Origin of the sequence: Shewanella sp. SM73, assembly GCF_025653795.1 — a bacterium.
In the GTDB taxonomy this organism is placed as follows: Bacteria; Pseudomonadota; Gammaproteobacteria; order Enterobacterales; family Shewanellaceae; genus Shewanella; species Shewanella oncorhynchi.
The window spans coordinates 1-15,828 of sequence record NZ_JAKKRY010000021.1 but is presented as its reverse complement, the minus strand read 5'-3'; the positions used below and the strand labels follow the sequence as shown (position 1 = coordinate 15,828).

The 15,828-nt window shown below is 46.0% G+C and carries 10 protein-coding genes and 1 rRNA gene; 3 read left to right on the top strand and 8 right to left on the bottom strand.

The annotated features are described in order from the left end of the window. Positions 1-477 precede the first annotated feature (477 nt). The 7 genes from L5M51_RS20930 to L5M51_RS20900 all read right to left on the bottom strand — a co-directional run bounded on the left by L5M51_RS20930 (position 478) and on the right by L5M51_RS20900 (position 7,798). Positions 478-1,521 (bottom strand): methyltransferase, encoded by a 1,044-nt coding sequence (locus tag L5M51_RS20930; RefSeq protein WP_105251493.1) that lies wholly within the window; start codon positions 1,519-1,521, stop codon positions 478-480. 184 nt (positions 1,522-1,705) lie between these two features. Further along, entirely contained in the window at positions 1,706-3,028 is a 1,323-nt protein-coding gene (locus L5M51_RS20925; protein ID WP_263174442.1) for an alkaline phosphatase, read from the bottom strand. Positions 3,029-3,102: 74 nt separating this feature from the next. Then, positions 3,103-4,056 carry a glutathione synthase gene (gshB, locus tag L5M51_RS20920; RefSeq protein WP_105251495.1) on the bottom strand — a complete coding sequence of 318 codons (954 nt, stop codon included), beginning with the start codon at positions 4,054-4,056 and terminating at the stop codon, positions 3,103-3,105. A gap of 93 nt (positions 4,057-4,149) precedes the next feature. Beyond that, the gene (rsmE, locus tag L5M51_RS20915) at positions 4,150-4,881 is read right to left on the bottom strand and encodes a 16S rRNA (uracil(1498)-N(3))-methyltransferase (protein ID WP_263174440.1); all 732 of its coding nucleotides are present in this window, start codon (positions 4,879-4,881) and stop codon (positions 4,150-4,152) included. 8 nt (positions 4,882-4,889) lie between these two features. After that, entirely contained in the window at positions 4,890-5,666 is a 777-nt protein-coding gene (endA, locus tag L5M51_RS20910) for an endonuclease EndA (RefSeq protein ID WP_411569075.1), read from the bottom strand. Positions 5,667-5,795: 129 nt separating this feature from the next. Beyond that, positions 5,796-6,455 carry a SprT family zinc-dependent metalloprotease gene (locus L5M51_RS20905; RefSeq protein WP_263174439.1) on the bottom strand — a complete coding sequence of 220 codons (660 nt, stop codon included), beginning with the start codon at positions 6,453-6,455 and terminating at the stop codon, positions 5,796-5,798. A gap of 188 nt (positions 6,456-6,643) precedes the next feature. After that, positions 6,644-7,798, bottom strand: a complete 1,155-nt coding sequence (locus L5M51_RS20900; protein ID WP_263174438.1) for a hypothetical protein — start codon at positions 7,796-7,798, stop codon at positions 6,644-6,646. A gap of 330 nt (positions 7,799-8,128) precedes the next feature. Here L5M51_RS20900 and blaOXA point away from each other — a divergent pair, with 330 nt between their 5' ends. Further along, complete coding sequence (gene blaOXA, locus L5M51_RS20895) at positions 8,129-8,953, top strand: class D beta-lactamase (protein ID WP_263174437.1); 825 nt, start codon at positions 8,129-8,131, stop codon at positions 8,951-8,953. A 164-nt stretch (positions 8,954-9,117) separates the two neighbouring features. Here blaOXA and L5M51_RS20890 read toward each other — a convergent pair whose 3' ends face one another. Next, a complete protein-coding gene (locus tag L5M51_RS20890) occupies positions 9,118-10,029 on the bottom strand; it encodes a LysR family transcriptional regulator (RefSeq protein ID WP_105251501.1) in 912 nt (303 codons plus the stop codon). 121 nt (positions 10,030-10,150) lie between these two features. Between L5M51_RS20890 and L5M51_RS20885 the strand changes: the two genes are divergently transcribed. Next, positions 10,151-14,704 (top strand): biotin carboxylase N-terminal domain-containing protein, encoded by a 4,554-nt coding sequence (locus L5M51_RS20885; protein ID WP_105251502.1) that lies wholly within the window; start codon positions 10,151-10,153, stop codon positions 14,702-14,704. 939 nt (positions 14,705-15,643) lie between these two features. Beyond that, positions 15,644-15,828 (top strand): 16S ribosomal RNA (locus L5M51_RS20880); the annotation flags it as partial.

Sequence of the window (15,828 nt, the reverse complement as noted above, 5' to 3'; positions counted from 1 at the left end):
GGGCATTCCTAGTAATTGCGTTTTATTCTTGTTAAGAAGCTGTTTTGAGTATAACAGTAGAAACTTAGGGTAAAGAAGCCTTTTTGGCTGCAAAATCAGCAAATGTTGTCATTTTGTTGTTAATGGTCTATGAGTGAATTTTAAAATAGTTTTTTATAAAAAATTGAGTCTTATAATCAGTGTTATCTCTGGTTTTATAACAAAAATTACTGAATAAACCACAACTTATATTGATTTTAGGTTTAACCATTATTTTGATGTTTTAAATCGAATCCCTATGTTAGGAACGGCTGTTGAGTGACTATAAGTGGGGGATTGTCAGAATTGCGGGCATGCGGCAGATCACAATATTGAATTTTGTAACAAAATGAAAGGGAGGTTTTATCTGAAAACAAACAGGGATTGGGATAAGAGTGAGTGGCTGGGTTGCCAATAACGCGCTTCAGCGAAAGCATCTGCGCGTTATTAATCAAACATCTATTTGTGCTGGAAGTAATACAACTTGTACTTGTTGTTATCGGCAACCACTTTCAATTGGCCAAATTCGGCGGCGATAATATCGGAATAGGGCAGGTGGCGATTGGCGACTATTTGCCAAATACCATTATGTTGTAATTGCTTAGCACTATCGGTGACAAAGTTCTGCGCTATGCTGGTGGTGCTGGCGAGGCCATCATGAAACGGCGGATTAGAGATAATGCCGTTAAATTTTCCTGTGGTTTGCGTGAGCCCATCGGATGGATACACTTTGGCTGTCATGCCATTGGCCGCGAGGGTGAGTTCGCAAGAAGCTAACGCCATGGCATTAATATCAACGCATTCTAGGGATAGACTCGGTTGTGCTTTTAGTAGGGCAGCGGTGATCACGCCAGCGCCGCAACCAAAATCGAGCACTCGACCCGAGAGTGTTGGTAGGTGTGACAATAATAATTCAGTGCCGAGATCTAACCGTTTTTCGCTAAATACCCCGACTAAATTACAGATACTGATCTCGCCTTGCGGCGTTGTGAGTTGATACTGACTGACCCAGTCGCTAAGTTTCATTGCCGGAGCGCTGCCCTCTAAATGGCTACCAAACAGCAGGCAGTGGCGGGCGTTATCGAGCTTCATCCCCGTCGCAAAATACTCAGGCAAGAGTTTAACTAAAGACTTAATGCCGCCTTTGTTTTCCCCAACCACTAATAGTTGGCCGTTAGGCACAAGATGGCTGGCGGCGAGGTTAAACAGATAAGGTGCGAGGGGTTTAGCCTTGGGGAAATAAACGATAACCGTATCGTACTTTTCTGGTTTAATTGGGTCTTGATGTGGCAGTTCGTGGCCGAAGTAGCAACGCAGTTTTGAATTCGCGTGCGGCGCTAAGTGTAAATAATGGTGATAATCTAAGGCGAGGGCATCGACCGAGGCCGCGACATCGAGCAGGGCTTTTGGCAGTAGATCGGCTTCATGATTGAGCACTAACACCTTATGTTGGCTTAGGCTGTCTTGATTACGAATAATGACTTGCGATGGATTAGTTAACACAGTTACAGGCACCTATAAACTTAAGTGTGGGCATTATACCCGTTATTCACGCCCGAGCCAGTTTGCATCGAATCACTGCGCTAAGACCTAATAAAATCCCTAATAAAAAGACCCAATAAAAAAGGCAACTGCATTATGCGGTTGCCTTATGTGATTGCCTTTAATGAAAGGAATCGATTAACGCTTAGCTCTTAGGTTTCTTCGGTTTTGGCAATAAGCTGAAAATCTTATTGGCGATATCAGTATTGTCTTGATGGCCGTTAAACAGCTCAGATGCGGGACCTGCGGCAAACACTTGTACGTCTGTGCCTGTATGGCCGTCGGTTGTCCAACCCGTATCAGTTCGCTTATCAATAACATGGCGAATTGCAACCGCGATGGTTTCTAACCCCTGCATTCTGGCGACCGTTAATGTTGCGATTTCTTCTTCGTTGAGCTCAAAACCTAAACCGCGGGCAAGATCGGCCTGCCATTGTTCACCGCTGATGGCGGCTAAGGCTAATGTGTCGGTACTGGCTGAAATGTTACGTAGGATTTCAGGGTTCCAGTTGTAGTTTCCATCGACGCCAATCGATAGGCCACCGGTGTTATGGTCGGCGGTGATCACCATCAGGGTATCAGGATGTTCACGCACGAATTGCTCAACCACTTCAATGGCATTGGAGAATTCATCCATTTCACCCATGGCTGTGGCAATGTCGTTATTGTGACCCGCCCAGTCGATGAGGCTTCCTTCGACTAACAGTACAAAACCTTGGTCATTCTGCGACAGTAAACTGAGCGCTTTTTGGGTTAAAGTGCTGAGTTTTTTCGCATCTTTTTCATCAATCGCCCAAGGTAATTGGACTTCGGCAAACAAGCCTAGCACTTTAGGTTGGGTGATGCTGGCGAGGTCTTCAAAACGAGTAATATGTTGATAACCCTTGGCTTTAAATTGCGCTAATAGTTCAGGGGTAAAGTATTTTTGACCACCGCCTAAGAATACATCGGCGTTGGTTTCTAGATAGCTGAGTGCTAAGGCGTCGTAGTTTTTACGGCTCTCATTGTGGGCTAAAAAGGCTGCAGGCGTGGCGTGGTTGATTTGCGACGTTACAGCGACACCTGTGCTGAGGCCAAGGGATTTGGCTTTTTCGAGTATGGTCGGCAGCGGTTGCTTTTGGGTATCGACCGAAATCGCCCCATTGTAAGATTTAACGCCAGTGGCGAGCGCTGTTGCTGCCGCGGCTGAGTCGGTAACATAACCACTGACACTGGCGGGATAAGTGCTCGCCATACCTACAAGTAAACGGTCGAATACGGTTTGTTCGACTTCCTCTGTGTCAGGATTATCTTTGTAGTAACGGTAAGCGCTAGTGTAAGACGGTCCCATACCATCACCTATCATGATGACAATATTTTTGGGACGCGACGGTGCTTTCGTTGGACCTGTTTCTATGTTGGCCCAAGTCGGAGTCGATAGTAATAAACCTATGCCGAGTAACAAGAATGGCGCTTTGGTGAAACTCATATCACATCCCTAGAAAGTGGCTAGGCGCTTGTGATGTCAAAGCGCCTTAAATCAACAAACTCGTTGGTAAATTTTTATGCTTTGGTGTTAATGCGTGCTTCAATAGCATCCATTAACATGCCGGTGATGTCGACATTAAATGCTGCTTGGATCTCACGGATACAAGTTGGACTAGTTACGTTGATCTCAGTTAGCTTGTCACCAATGACATCGAGGCCGACAAAAATCAGTCCACGCTTTTTAAGTTCTGGACCAATGGCGCGGGCAATTGCCCAATCGCTGTCGGATAAAGGTTGAGCCACACCGCTTCCGCCTGCCGCTAAGTTACCACGGGTTTCGCCTTTCATTGGGATACGCGCCAAGGCGTAGGGCACAGGCTCACCATCGACCACTAAAATGCGTTTATCGCCTTTGGTTATCTCAGGGATAAAGGCTTGCGCCATGGCATATTGTTGGCCATAGCTGGTCAAGGTTTCTATGATGACCCCAAGGTTTGGGTCGTCCTGCTTCACGCGGAAAATCGAGGTGCCGCCCATACCATCAAGTGGCTTAAGAATAATATCGCCCTTCGCTTGGTGGAAAGCGCGGATACGTTTGGCATCACGGGTCACGATCGTTTCTGGCGTGAATTCGCTAAACCATGCGGTAAACAGTTTCTCGTTAGCATCACGTAAGCTTTGCGGCTTGTTAACGATCAACACGCCTTGTTCTTCGGCGCGTTCAAGCATGTAAGTTGCGTAGATAAACTCAGTATCGAATGGCGGGTCCTTACGCATTAAGATCACGTCGAGTTCGCTCATCGGCGTGTCTTGAGATTCACCTAGTTCAAACCATTTGCTCGCATCATTGAAAACAGTTAACGGACGCATATTGGCCATAGCCACACCGTTGACCATGGCAAGATCGGCCATTTCCATATAAAACAGCTGATAACCTCTTTCCTGCGCGGCCATTAACATGGCAAAACTGGAGTCTTTCTTAATGTTGATCTCACTGATGGGGTCCATCACTATGCCGAGTTTTATCATTAATCTGTTCCTTATTTGTCGCCGTTTGCAGGCAAAAAAGCATTTATTGGATAATGGGGGGCCATACCACCGCAGTGTGCGGCTGTGGACGGTCTAGCCTAAATCACCAAATCTGAGTTGCAGTGCCGTAATGGCGGTGAGCGAGGCGGTTTCGGTGCGTAGCACTCTGGGGCCAAGCAACACATCGGTAAACTGATAGGTTTCTGTCATGGCGATTTCTTCCGCCGACAAACCGCCTTCTGGGCCAATTAATAGTCGCACGCGGGTATGGGCCAAATCTAAGCCATTGATACCGTGTGCGGCACGTGGATGCAAATTGAGTTTAAGCGCTGAGGTAGGTTCAGTGCACCAATCGTGTAAGTCCATCGCTGGGCGAACCACGGGCACTTGGCTGCGTCCCGATTGCTCACAGGCGCTCACGACGATCTTCTGCCATTGCTGAATTTTTTTCTCTAGGCGTTCACCGTTGAGTTTCACACCGCAGCGATCTGAAAACAGCGGCGTAATCGTATTCACGCCAAGCTCGACCGATTTTTGAATGGTGAACTCCATTCTATCGCCGCGGGAAATCACTTGGCCTAAGTGCAAGTTAAGTGGTGACTCAGATAAATTGGCCTCACATGAGAGCAGTTTTACTGTGACATGCTTCTTACCTGCATCGACAATTTCAGCAAGATAATCATTGCCATCGCCATTAAATAGACTGATATGTTCGCCGTTGCCCATGCGTAGCACCTTGCCGATATGGGCCGCGCCATCTTCGTCTAAGTTCAACTGTTGATTGATGGCTAATGGCTGAGGTTGATAAATTCTTGGGACTCTCATTGTCGACCTTATTCGGCTAATTGTTGACGCTGTGGTGGCGCATTACAGGCATTCTGCACAAAGGGGTTATGGTTACCTTGGGTTTGCGCTATGGCGTTATCACGTTTGCACTCAATAGTATCAACTGGATAGGTTTTATCCCATGCCTTAAATAATTTTAATTGGCTTGAGGCGATTTTAAGACCATAGGTCTGCTGCATATAGAGGTAGGTTCTGGCTATCTTACCGCGGGTATTTGCGGGAGGTTGTGCTTGACGATTCTTAAAGTCGACTACCATAGCACATTGGCCATATTGGTCGGCCTTACCGTTCCATTGGCTAAATCGGAAGTTGCTGCGATCGCCATTGACCTCACCAATTGCGGGTACCAAATTATGCATGTCCGATTCCATCTTATTAAATTCATTACTGTTATCGGCACAGTTTTTACGGCCGCCCTTTTGCCAGCATTGGAGTTGATGGCCAAATTCCCAGGCGGGGACTATGTGTTCCCACTCGATACGGTTGGCACGGGTTTCCTGTTTACGGACTTGATAACCACAGCTGGCGAGATCGGGTTTCCACGATTTGCCTTTGATCTGAATTTCACAGCCACAGTAAAAGCTGACTGCGGGCAGAGTACCTTGGCGACTGCCTGCGTAGAGCGCCTGTGACTTGGTTTTCGCTTGGCTGAAACTGCTGGGATGTGACACTGAGGCACTTGCGGGCACAGATAAGGTCGCCGCCCAAGTGATTAGGCACAACAAAAGTCGCCGTGAATTAACGGTTAAAGGAGCTTTGTTCAAAATTTATCCCAAAATAACAAACACTACGCGAGCCTTTGGCTCATCTTTTATGGCGTGATGGTAAGGGAAATATCGCTGTTTATGCAAATTGAGTCATACTTAGGTGGGGGTTTTGTTTGCTGAAAGTCGCTAGATCGCAGTTAAATGGGTCTTACAGCGTTTACAAATATAACGACTTTCACCACGCAACACCTTGTTATGGCGGCGAATACTCAGTCGAATCGGTCCACAGGCGCAGCGATACTCAACATCGCGACTCGTAACTGAAGTGGTATTAAAGCTATGTGTGGTACTCGGATTGACCTTAAATACCGTTAACATCAAAGATTGCCATTCTTTACCGTGGGGCTTGGTTTTGCCAAAAAGCTGAAAACACAGCAAATGACAAATTTCGTGGGGGACGACCTCAGTCAGAAATGCCTCGCTGTTTTCGCGTAGCAATACAGGATTGAATCGCAAGCGATTCTGTTGCAGATGAGCCGTACCCGCACTCTTACCCCTTAGACTAAATTGAGTGACTGGGCGTGGAAAAGTGCGCTTAAGCGATATCTCGGCCTCTTGATAACAGGCTTCAATTCGCTCTAGTACTTGAATTTGTAGTGTCGAGAGTGGACGTGATGAACCGGTGAAAATATGTGCTTGAGCCGGATTTTGTAATGGTGGACTCGTTATCACCTGCGACTTATCTTGGCTTTGGCCTAAGGCTGCGTACGTCGATTTTGTCAGCGGGGCAAGTGCTTCACTGCTGCGACGGCGTAAGGCATTGAGTAAGTCAGCGGGTTTCAGCATAGGGTTAGCGTTGGATCTCGTCGGTTAAAGATAAAATTGAGTGCTTAAAACTTATCGGTGATTAAGCCTGCCTAAGCGTTCACATCAGAAGCGTTAGCATCATAGCGAACGCTATCTGACAATGCCAGTTTCAGCCAGTTTCAGCCAGTTTCAGCCAGTTTCAGCCAGTTTCAGCCAGTGTGACTTGGCTATAAACTCGCTGCCGCCTGCATCACCATAGTGCGTACTTGTTCGACTATGGCTTGCTCAGTATCTGCGTCATAGCCTTTGACTCTTGGTGTGTGAATGTGGCCGACCTTGGCATGGCTATTAAACTTTTGCTGCAAGACTATGGCGCGATAGGAGATTTCATTAGAGAGATAACCGCCGCCTGAACCTTCGACTGACGTTTCGTTTTGCAGTTCGTTTAATGATGTTGCACTAAATTCGCCGCGGGCAAGGGTAGTGACAGTATGGTTATCATTGACTTTCCACTGACCATCTTTGACTTGCATAGCCGAAACAGGCAGTGAAAATTCCACAAATTCGGGGCCGATAAAATCTTTACCATTAAGCTTTGGGGCAACCGGTGCGGTTTTAGTGCCGCCAGTGAGTACGTTTTGGTTATCGGGCGCCGCTGCACTGCGATTTCGCCCTGGGAAGCGTTCGATATCAAAATCAGTTCGGCCCATGCTAACGGTGAACACAAATTGGGTTTTGGGATCGCGATAAATCGGGCTCAATAGCGACTCGATAAGCCCTTGGTCAAAATCTGCAAAACGTACTGGCACCATAGCGGTTTCGATTTGTGCCGTTTTACCATTAATTTCAAAGCGAAAACCATCCAAGGCGAGGGCGACTAAACCTGAAGGATTACTCTGGGTGATATCTTTGTCGAGGAAGAAAGGATCGAAACCCGTGAGAAATATTTTGATTTGGACATCATCACCATATTGAATATCGCTAAAACCCCGTGAGGCTTTTTCAACCGCACTCATTAATATGTCTTGTTGCCAATCGGCCATTTTAAAGTTGGCGCTGGTGGTTTTTAGACTATTAAGCATGGCAAGGCGAGCCCAGTATAAAGGTCGGTCGTCAAAATGCCCTGACTGTACATCGCGGACAGCTTGTTGCCATAATCTGTGTCCTTGGCGCGCAGCTAATTGGGTGGCGTCAACTTCGTTTTTCTTTGAGCTCAGTTGAGCCAGACCATCGTCAAGTGCTTGATAGCGAGTGACTACGTCGCCTATGGTTTTTTCGGCTGTTGGTAGGCGGGAAACTTCAAGATCACCAAATAACTGCACGGCACTGGCTGTAGTCATTAAGCTGGTGGTGAGGATGAGTGTTAACACTGGCTTTAACATGTTTGGCTTCCCTGTAGTGATTAGACGTTATTCATTGGAAATAATGATTATTTTTTTCGTACGGATAGGCTCTTATGCCAAAAAGTATGCACTACAAGCTGAGGGTAATAAAGTTAAGCTCAGTGATCTTCGTCATCTTATGTCAATATCTTCTATCACAAATCATGTGGCGCTAGCATTAATCCATCTGCAACAGTGCAATAGGGTCTAGTTTGCCTCTTTTTTGCCACAATTGGTCAGCAGTTTGCTAGGGCTTGCCAAAACCCTAAGTGATAGCCTTAATCACTTTTTTAGTTCATTGGATTGTTTGTTTTTCTACAAGGAGACTTTATGCGTTTGTTCACCATATCGGCTGTGCTGGTGATGTCGTCTATTTTAGTGTCGTCAAGCTTAGTGGCGCCGACTTTTGCATCTACTATAGCTAAGGAGTGGCAAGAAACCCGCAGTTGGGATGCCAGTTTTACTCAGCACCAAACTAAAGGCGTAGTGGTGTTATGGAATGAAAACAAGCAACAGGGATTCACTAATAATCTTAAACGTGCCAATCAAGGTTTTTTACCTGCATCGACGTTTAAAATTCCTAACAGTTTGATCGCGCTAGAGCTTGGCGTGGTGAAGGATGAGCATCAAGTCTTTAAGTGGGATGGTAAAAGTCGAGATATCGCAACTTGGAATCGTGATCATAACCTTATTACTGCAATGAAGTATTCGGTTGTGCCTGTCTACCAAGAGTTTGCTCGCCAAATTGGTGAGGCGCGTATGTCGAAGATGATCGCCTCGTTTGATTATGGTAATGAGGATATTTCGGGAAATTTGGATAGCTTTTGGTTAGATGGTGGCATACGAATTTCTGCTACGGAGCAAATCGATTTCCTACGTAAGCTTTATCACAACAAGATACACGCTTCTGAGCGCAGTTTACGTATTGTTAAGCAAGCCATGCTGACTGAAGCGAATTCTGACTATATTATCCGTGCGAAAACCGGTTATGCAGTCAGAGCGGAGCCAAGCATTGGCTGGTGGGTAGGTTGGGTTGAACTCGATGATAATGTATGGTTTTTTGCGATGAATATGGATATTCCCGACGCCGCAGGTTTACCATTGCGTCAAGCCATTACTAAGGAAATCTTAAAACGGGAACGCGTTATTCCTTAGCCCATGCTAGGTAGCGTAAGCATAGCGTATCCAAACCTTGCGAGAATTGCGTATGACGCTGCCTACTTAGCTGACATCAATCGTGATACTGAAAGCCTAGACTCAGATCTAGGCTTTTTTATTGGGCTTTCTTGAAACAGGCTTCCTTGATGCGACGGGAAACGTTAACCCATTAGGGATTGCAGGCTTTCTTGGCTGCTGAAGCGTTTTACAAAGAAGTCTAAGAAGACACTGATGTTGGTGGCCAGTTGGCGTCGGCTCGAATAAACCCCATAAACCTTAAAAGGTTCAATCGGCCACTCCTGTAAAATCGGTACTAGCTGTCCATTAGCAAGTTCAGTCTTACAGGCTGAATTGGATAACATGGCGATGCCAAAATCATCTATGGCTAATTGCTTCACCATTATCGGGCTGTTGACCCTCACTTTACGCTGAAAGTTCGCCATGGTTTTACGCGAACCTTTACCCAATGGCCAAATTGGTGCTGAGCGAGAAGTCCCCAATAAAATCCCACTGTGCAGGCTGAGTTCCTTTGGAGTCGCGGGTGTGCCTTTGAGTTTTAAGTATGCAGGGCTTGCCACTAAAATTGGCTGGCGTTCAAACAGTAATCTTGCGACTAAGTCCGACGATTGAAGTGGGCCATATTTGATGGCTATGTCATATCCTTCACCGACTAAACCAATATCGTTGTCGGTAAACTGGACATCCAATTCAACATTGGGATATAAACGCATAAATCCGCTACAGAGGTTAGCGATAAGTTCTTGGCTAAATGACACTGGGATTGCAATGCGTAATGATCCTGACACATCATCGTGAGTATTCTCGATAACTGCCTTGGCCGCTTCTACCTCATTGCGAATCGAATCACAGTGTTGATAAAAGAGTGCCCCGATTTGGGTCAAACTCAAATTACGGGTGTCGCGCTGTAGTAATCGCACGCCAAGTTGTTCTTCTAGCTGCGCGATTTTGCGACTTATGGTGGATTTTGGGTGGCCGGTTTCACGTGCAGCTTGGGAGAATCCCTTCGCTCTAACTACGGCTGCAAATAGCATCATACCGTTTAAATCTGGCATGTTATTCCCACTGTCTCATATTTGGAACAAAGCGTCCTATGCAGTTTAATGGCATTTGACGGGATAACAAAGTTATATTTATTGGCTAAAAATTTTCAGAGGCTAAGCAGAGGATCTTTTGATGACCAGCAATAATCAGCCCAAACACATGACTCAAGCCCAAACGCCCGATCCGCTTTTTTTACAGGCCGAGCATTTGGCAAAAGATTTTTCTCTGTTTCCTAAGCACAGTAAACAGAGTTTATCGGAAGAAATTAAAGGTCTTTTAAATGAGGATGCTATTCAAGCAAACTTAAAAGACTTGGCATCTTTAGATGTCGACGGTTACGTTGCTAAAGTGATCCAGCCGACCCAAGATAAAGGTCGTCCTGGTGCAAAACGTATTATTGCCGATCTTAAAGGTCGTTTGATTACGGAAACTCACTTGGGCTCTTTTTACAGTGCTGAGGTCGAGCTGAACTTTGGTTCACGCACTCGTCGTATTGGCTTTATTGCCCAAGAACGCACTACAGCTAACGGTGCTTGGATGCCTGAGCATCATTACGCCGCTTGTAAAGCAATTCGTCATTTCGCCGAATTGTCTATGCCTATTATCTATTTAATTGATACCCCAGGGGCGGATGCTGGCGAAATCGCTAACAGCCAAAACCAAGCGCATTCAATTTCTAAAGCCATCGCAGAAAGTGCCAACGTTGACGTACCGACAGTCGGTATCGTAATTGGTGCTGGTTATTCTGGTGGCGCAATTCCATTAGCGGCTGCGAACATTCTGTTGTCGTTGCGTGACGGTATTTTCAACACGATCCAGCCACAAGGTCTGCAAAGTATTGCCCGTAAGTACAACTTATCTTGGCAAGAATGTGCGAAATCTGTGGGTGTATCACCAGAAGAGCTTTATACCTCAGGTTGTATCGACGGTATCATCGACTTTTCACCGGGCGATCGCGACGAGCGTCAGCACAATCTGCGCCGCGCTATTATTAGCAGCGTAGAAGCGGTTGAGCGTGCAGCGATGAATTTTGTGCGTGAATCTAAAGATTTACGTGAGCATTATGATCGCAGTTTAACTCGTTTCCTTAATCCATCTAAAAACTTGATGGCTTTGGAACTGAATGCAGAATTGGCTGTGGCAACGAGCCCGACCAGTCACCATAACTTGTTCGGTAGCGCCTATCGCTATTTGCGTTATTTAACGCTACGTAGCCGTATCCATTCTATTTCTCAAGAGCAATATGGTCGTCTGTCACGCGCTAGCGTGCCAGAAGGTGATCTGTTGGCACGTATTCAACAGGAACAAGACCGTGTGTTCCAAGCTTGGTTGTCTAACCCTGATAAGCTAGTTTATGACGAAGATTTGAATAAATTGTGGACTAACTTTGTCGCTAAACGTGACGAAGTTTCTACCGAGCGTAACATGCTGACACGTTTGATTTTGGGTGAGCCAAAAGAGAACTATAAAAAAGCACGTAAGGCGTTGTTATTCAACATCAGCTGGTCTTTGTATCACCGCTGGAAGAGCAATGCGGCTAACAACTTTAAAGGGCTGATTCAGCACTTAGAAAGTTTGCCAAAGTCTGTGACTCAAGCTAAATGGCCTGAGCTGAATCAGCTGACTGTGCTGGATGTGGTGGTAAATGAAGAACTGCGTGAAGACTTTATTTGGCAATGCCATAACATTCTGATCTTCAATGCCTTGTATGACAACGTTGTGGGCAGCTTAGCGTCAATCGCTAAAGAAGCCATGATGTCGAAGAGTTTGTCACGTAACTCAGTGAACAACCTGTTGCACAAGTCAATTGACCATGCATTGTCGACGCAAGATACCTCGAACGACAAAGCTAAGTTCTATAAGTGGCTCAAGTATTTTATGGGTCAATCGAACCGCGCCGATTTGTTGGTGCGAGTAGAGCAGTGGAAGAGTGTGGGTTTCCCACAACTTAACGACAGTCTATTCGTGGTACTGACTTACTTCTTCGAGCGTTTACTGCCTGAGTATTTCGATAGTGAAAGCGATACCAGCAAGTACACTGGCGCGATCAACCCTGTGCGTATCGGTCGTCGTAAGGACTTCTGGAACCGCTTGACCATGGGTTATCAGGATCTATTAATCCAAAAAGTGCTGCGTGACGAAAAACGTAAAGGCAACATGACTTGGGAAAATGTGGTGAAGCAGTTCTTTACCCATTTCGAAGAGATCAACGGCGACAAAATGTCGGCTAACTTGCTCAACTTCCCAGGCTTCCGTTTATCGATTGAAGACGCATTAGATAAAGGCATTCGCCCATGTGGTTTGATCACAGGTATTGCTGACTTTAAAGAAAAAGGTCAAAAAGTGCGTGTGGGTGTGGCTGTGTCTAACACCGCATTCCAAGCGGGTGCATTCGATATGGCCAGTGCTGAGAAATTCTCTGCATTATTGATCGAGTGTGCTAAGCGTAAATTACCCGTTGTGTGCTTTATCAGTTCAGGCGGTATGCAGACTAAAGAAGGCGCCGCGGCGCTATTCTCTATGGCTGTGGTGAACGACCGTATCACGCGTTTTATTCGTGATAACGAATTGCCAGTATTGATGTTTGGTTTTGGTGACTGTACCGGTGGTGCGCAGGCGAGTTTTGTGACTCACCCATTGGTGCAAACTTACTACCTGTCTGGTACTAACATGCCGTTCGCGGGTCAAATGGTGGTGCCAGCTTACTTACCATCAACGGCAACGCTTTCTAACTACTTGTCAAAAGTACCTGGCGCAATGGCGGGCTTAGTCCATAACCCATTCAGCGACAATTTAGACTCTCAGTTAGCAGGTATCGATCCTCTGATGCCAATGCCTTCGGCAAAAATTAACGACGTGATCATCAATGCACTGTCGACCTTAGTGGTTGAAGCTACTGTTGAAGAAGAAGTGATCGTGCAGAACGATCCACGTAAGTTAATGAAGCCAATTAACAAAGTATTGGTTCACGCTCGTGGTTGTACAGCTGTAAAACTTATTCGTAAGGCGCATGACAATAATATCAATGTGGTATTAGTGGCGTCGGATCCTGATATGACGTCAGTCCCCGCGGATATGCTTAAAGAAACCGACAAGTTAGTTTGTCTTGGTGGTAACACATCGGATGAAAGTTACTTGAACGCATACTCAGTGCTGAAAGTGGCCGAATATGAACAGGTTGATGCATTGCATCCTGGTATTGGTTTCCTCTCAGAAAGCCCGCAGTTTGCTGCATTGTGTGTGAATAACGGTGTTAACTTCGTCGGTCCTAGCGTGCATTCAATGACGACTATGGGTAACAAGTCGAACGCAATTAAGACATCGCAAGCGCAAAACGTACCTGTTGTTCCTGGTTCGCACGGTATTCTGACCAATGCTGAACAAGCCGTAAACGTGGCGAGCGAAATCGGCTATCCAGTACTGCTTAAAGCGGTACAAGGTGGTGGCGGTAAAGGTATTCAGGTTGTAAAACGTCCTGAAGACATGATTGGTTTATTCCAAAAAACCGCAACTGAAGCGGCCGCCGCCTTTGGTAACGGTGACTTGTACTTAGAGAAGTATGTGACATCACTACGTCACATCGAAGTGCAGTTACTGCGAGATAAGTTCGGCAACGCGAAAGTATTAGGTTTGCGTGACTGTTCGGTTCAACGTAATAACCAAAAAGTGGTCGAAGAATCTGGCTCAACTATGCTGCCGGACGAGCTGAAGCGACAAGTGCTGGCCTATACCCGTGCCTTAGGCGACGCGACCGATTACATGGGCGCAGGTACCGTAGAGTTTATCTATAACTTAGATGCGAACGAAGTCTACTTCATGGAGATGAACACGCGTCTGCAGGTTGAGCATCCCGTCACGGAAGCGACTTCAGGTATTGATATCGTTAGCGCGCAGTTTGATATTGCTGCTGGCCGTTCAATTGCAGCGTTAGAACCGAAAGAAATTGGTTATGCGATGGAAGTACGTGTGACAGCTGAGAAAGCGGCGCTCGATAGCCATGGCATACTGCAGCTTATTCCAAATCCTGGCAAGATCACTGAGTGTGTGTTCCCAGATCATCCAGATGTGGAAATCATTTCGATTGCTGCGCCAGGTAAAGAAGTATCGCCATACTACGATAGCTTGATTGCGCAAATCATCATGCGCGGTGAAAACCGTGAAGATGTGATTGCCAAACTGTACGAATACTTAGACAGTGTAGTGCTGAAAGGCATCGCGACTAACATTCCGTTACTCAAGCTGATCTTGAAAGATGGTACCTTCAACGAAGGTGTTTACGACACTAACTATCTGCCACGCTTAATGGCTGAGCTCGATATTCCTGCGTTGATCGCAGAAATGGAAGCTGCCGCTGAAACTGTGGAAGTAGATACTGAGTCACTGCGTGTTGGCGAAAGTAACGAACTGAAAGTGTTAGCCCAAGGCGCAGGTATCTTCTATACCTCTTCTGCACCGGGTGAAGCGGACTTCGTGAAAGAAGGTGACATAGTCACGGTCGATCAAACGCTAGCACTAACAGAAGCGATGAAGATGTTCTCGCAAGTGACCTTAGCTGGCTTTAACCGTCAGAGTGCGATTCTGTACCCTGAAGATAAGAAGTATCGTATCGAGCGCATCCTGAACAGCAATGGTCAGCAAGTGTCTCAAGGCGACTTACTGTTCGTGGTCTCGCCTGTTGAAGAATAAGCTCAGCGTTTAAGGCCATAGCTGAATGAGAAAATACCCGCCATTGGCGGGTATTTTTTTGCTTCTAAATTATTGCCACTAAATTTTCTGTCACTAAATTTCCTGTCACTAAATATAGGTAAGCGAACATGTCACTCTTAATGTGCATTACGTCTTTGATAAATCAACTTAGCTTTATATAGATAAGCTCATAACTAACAAGTGGCCAATATCAGCTTTGTGCAATACGGCCTGTATCTCTGATTAAGTCGGCAAAGAGTTTCTTTAATCTATCGTTCGCCCATTTATTAGAACAAGCTGCATCAAGAACCCACCTCTGGCCTCGAGAATCAACGGAATCTCCGTGCTTTATTAGTATATAGAGGCTCATCAAACCTCATTTTAAGTTGAAACTGAGTCTAAAATGAGCGGGCGTGGATAACTTTGGGGGTAAGTGGTGGATATGGTGTGGCTAGATTAGGTAATTGGAATTAACTGCAAATTTCCTTAAAATAGGGGTTGCACAAAATCTCCTGCTGCCTATAATGCGCATCCACTGACACGGCAGACAGCGTTAAGCAGCCTGATGTGACGGTTCATCGATGAGTTTACTGATTGATGAGTGTTGAGAAAGTTTGCAAAAACTCCTTGACGCGAAACGGGAAATGCGTAGAATACGCAGCCCTAGCCAACGGGAAGCGTTCGACGCTCAGTGTGGTACTCAAGTTCTCTTACGAATATTGAGTTGCTCTTTAACAAGATAAAACAAGAAATCTGTGTGGACACTCACAGGTGTTGAGTTAATCGAAACTGCTTAGCCTTCGGGTTGGCAGTCAAAAATTTAAATCAATGTAACAATGAGTGTTCATAGTAATATGTACAGTTTGTTTCTTTTAGCGAGAAACAAAAAATCAGAATTCATTGAGCCGCTGAAGTCGCAAGACGGAAGCAACAAAACTTTAATTGAAGAGTTTGATCATGGCTCAGATTGAACGCTGGCGGCAGGCCTAACACATGCAAGTCGAGCGGCAGCGGGAAGATAGCTTGCTATCTTTGCCGGCGAGCGGCGGACGGGTGAGTAATGCCTAGGGATCTGCCCAGTCGAGGGGGATAACAGTTGGAAACGACTGCTAATACCGCATACG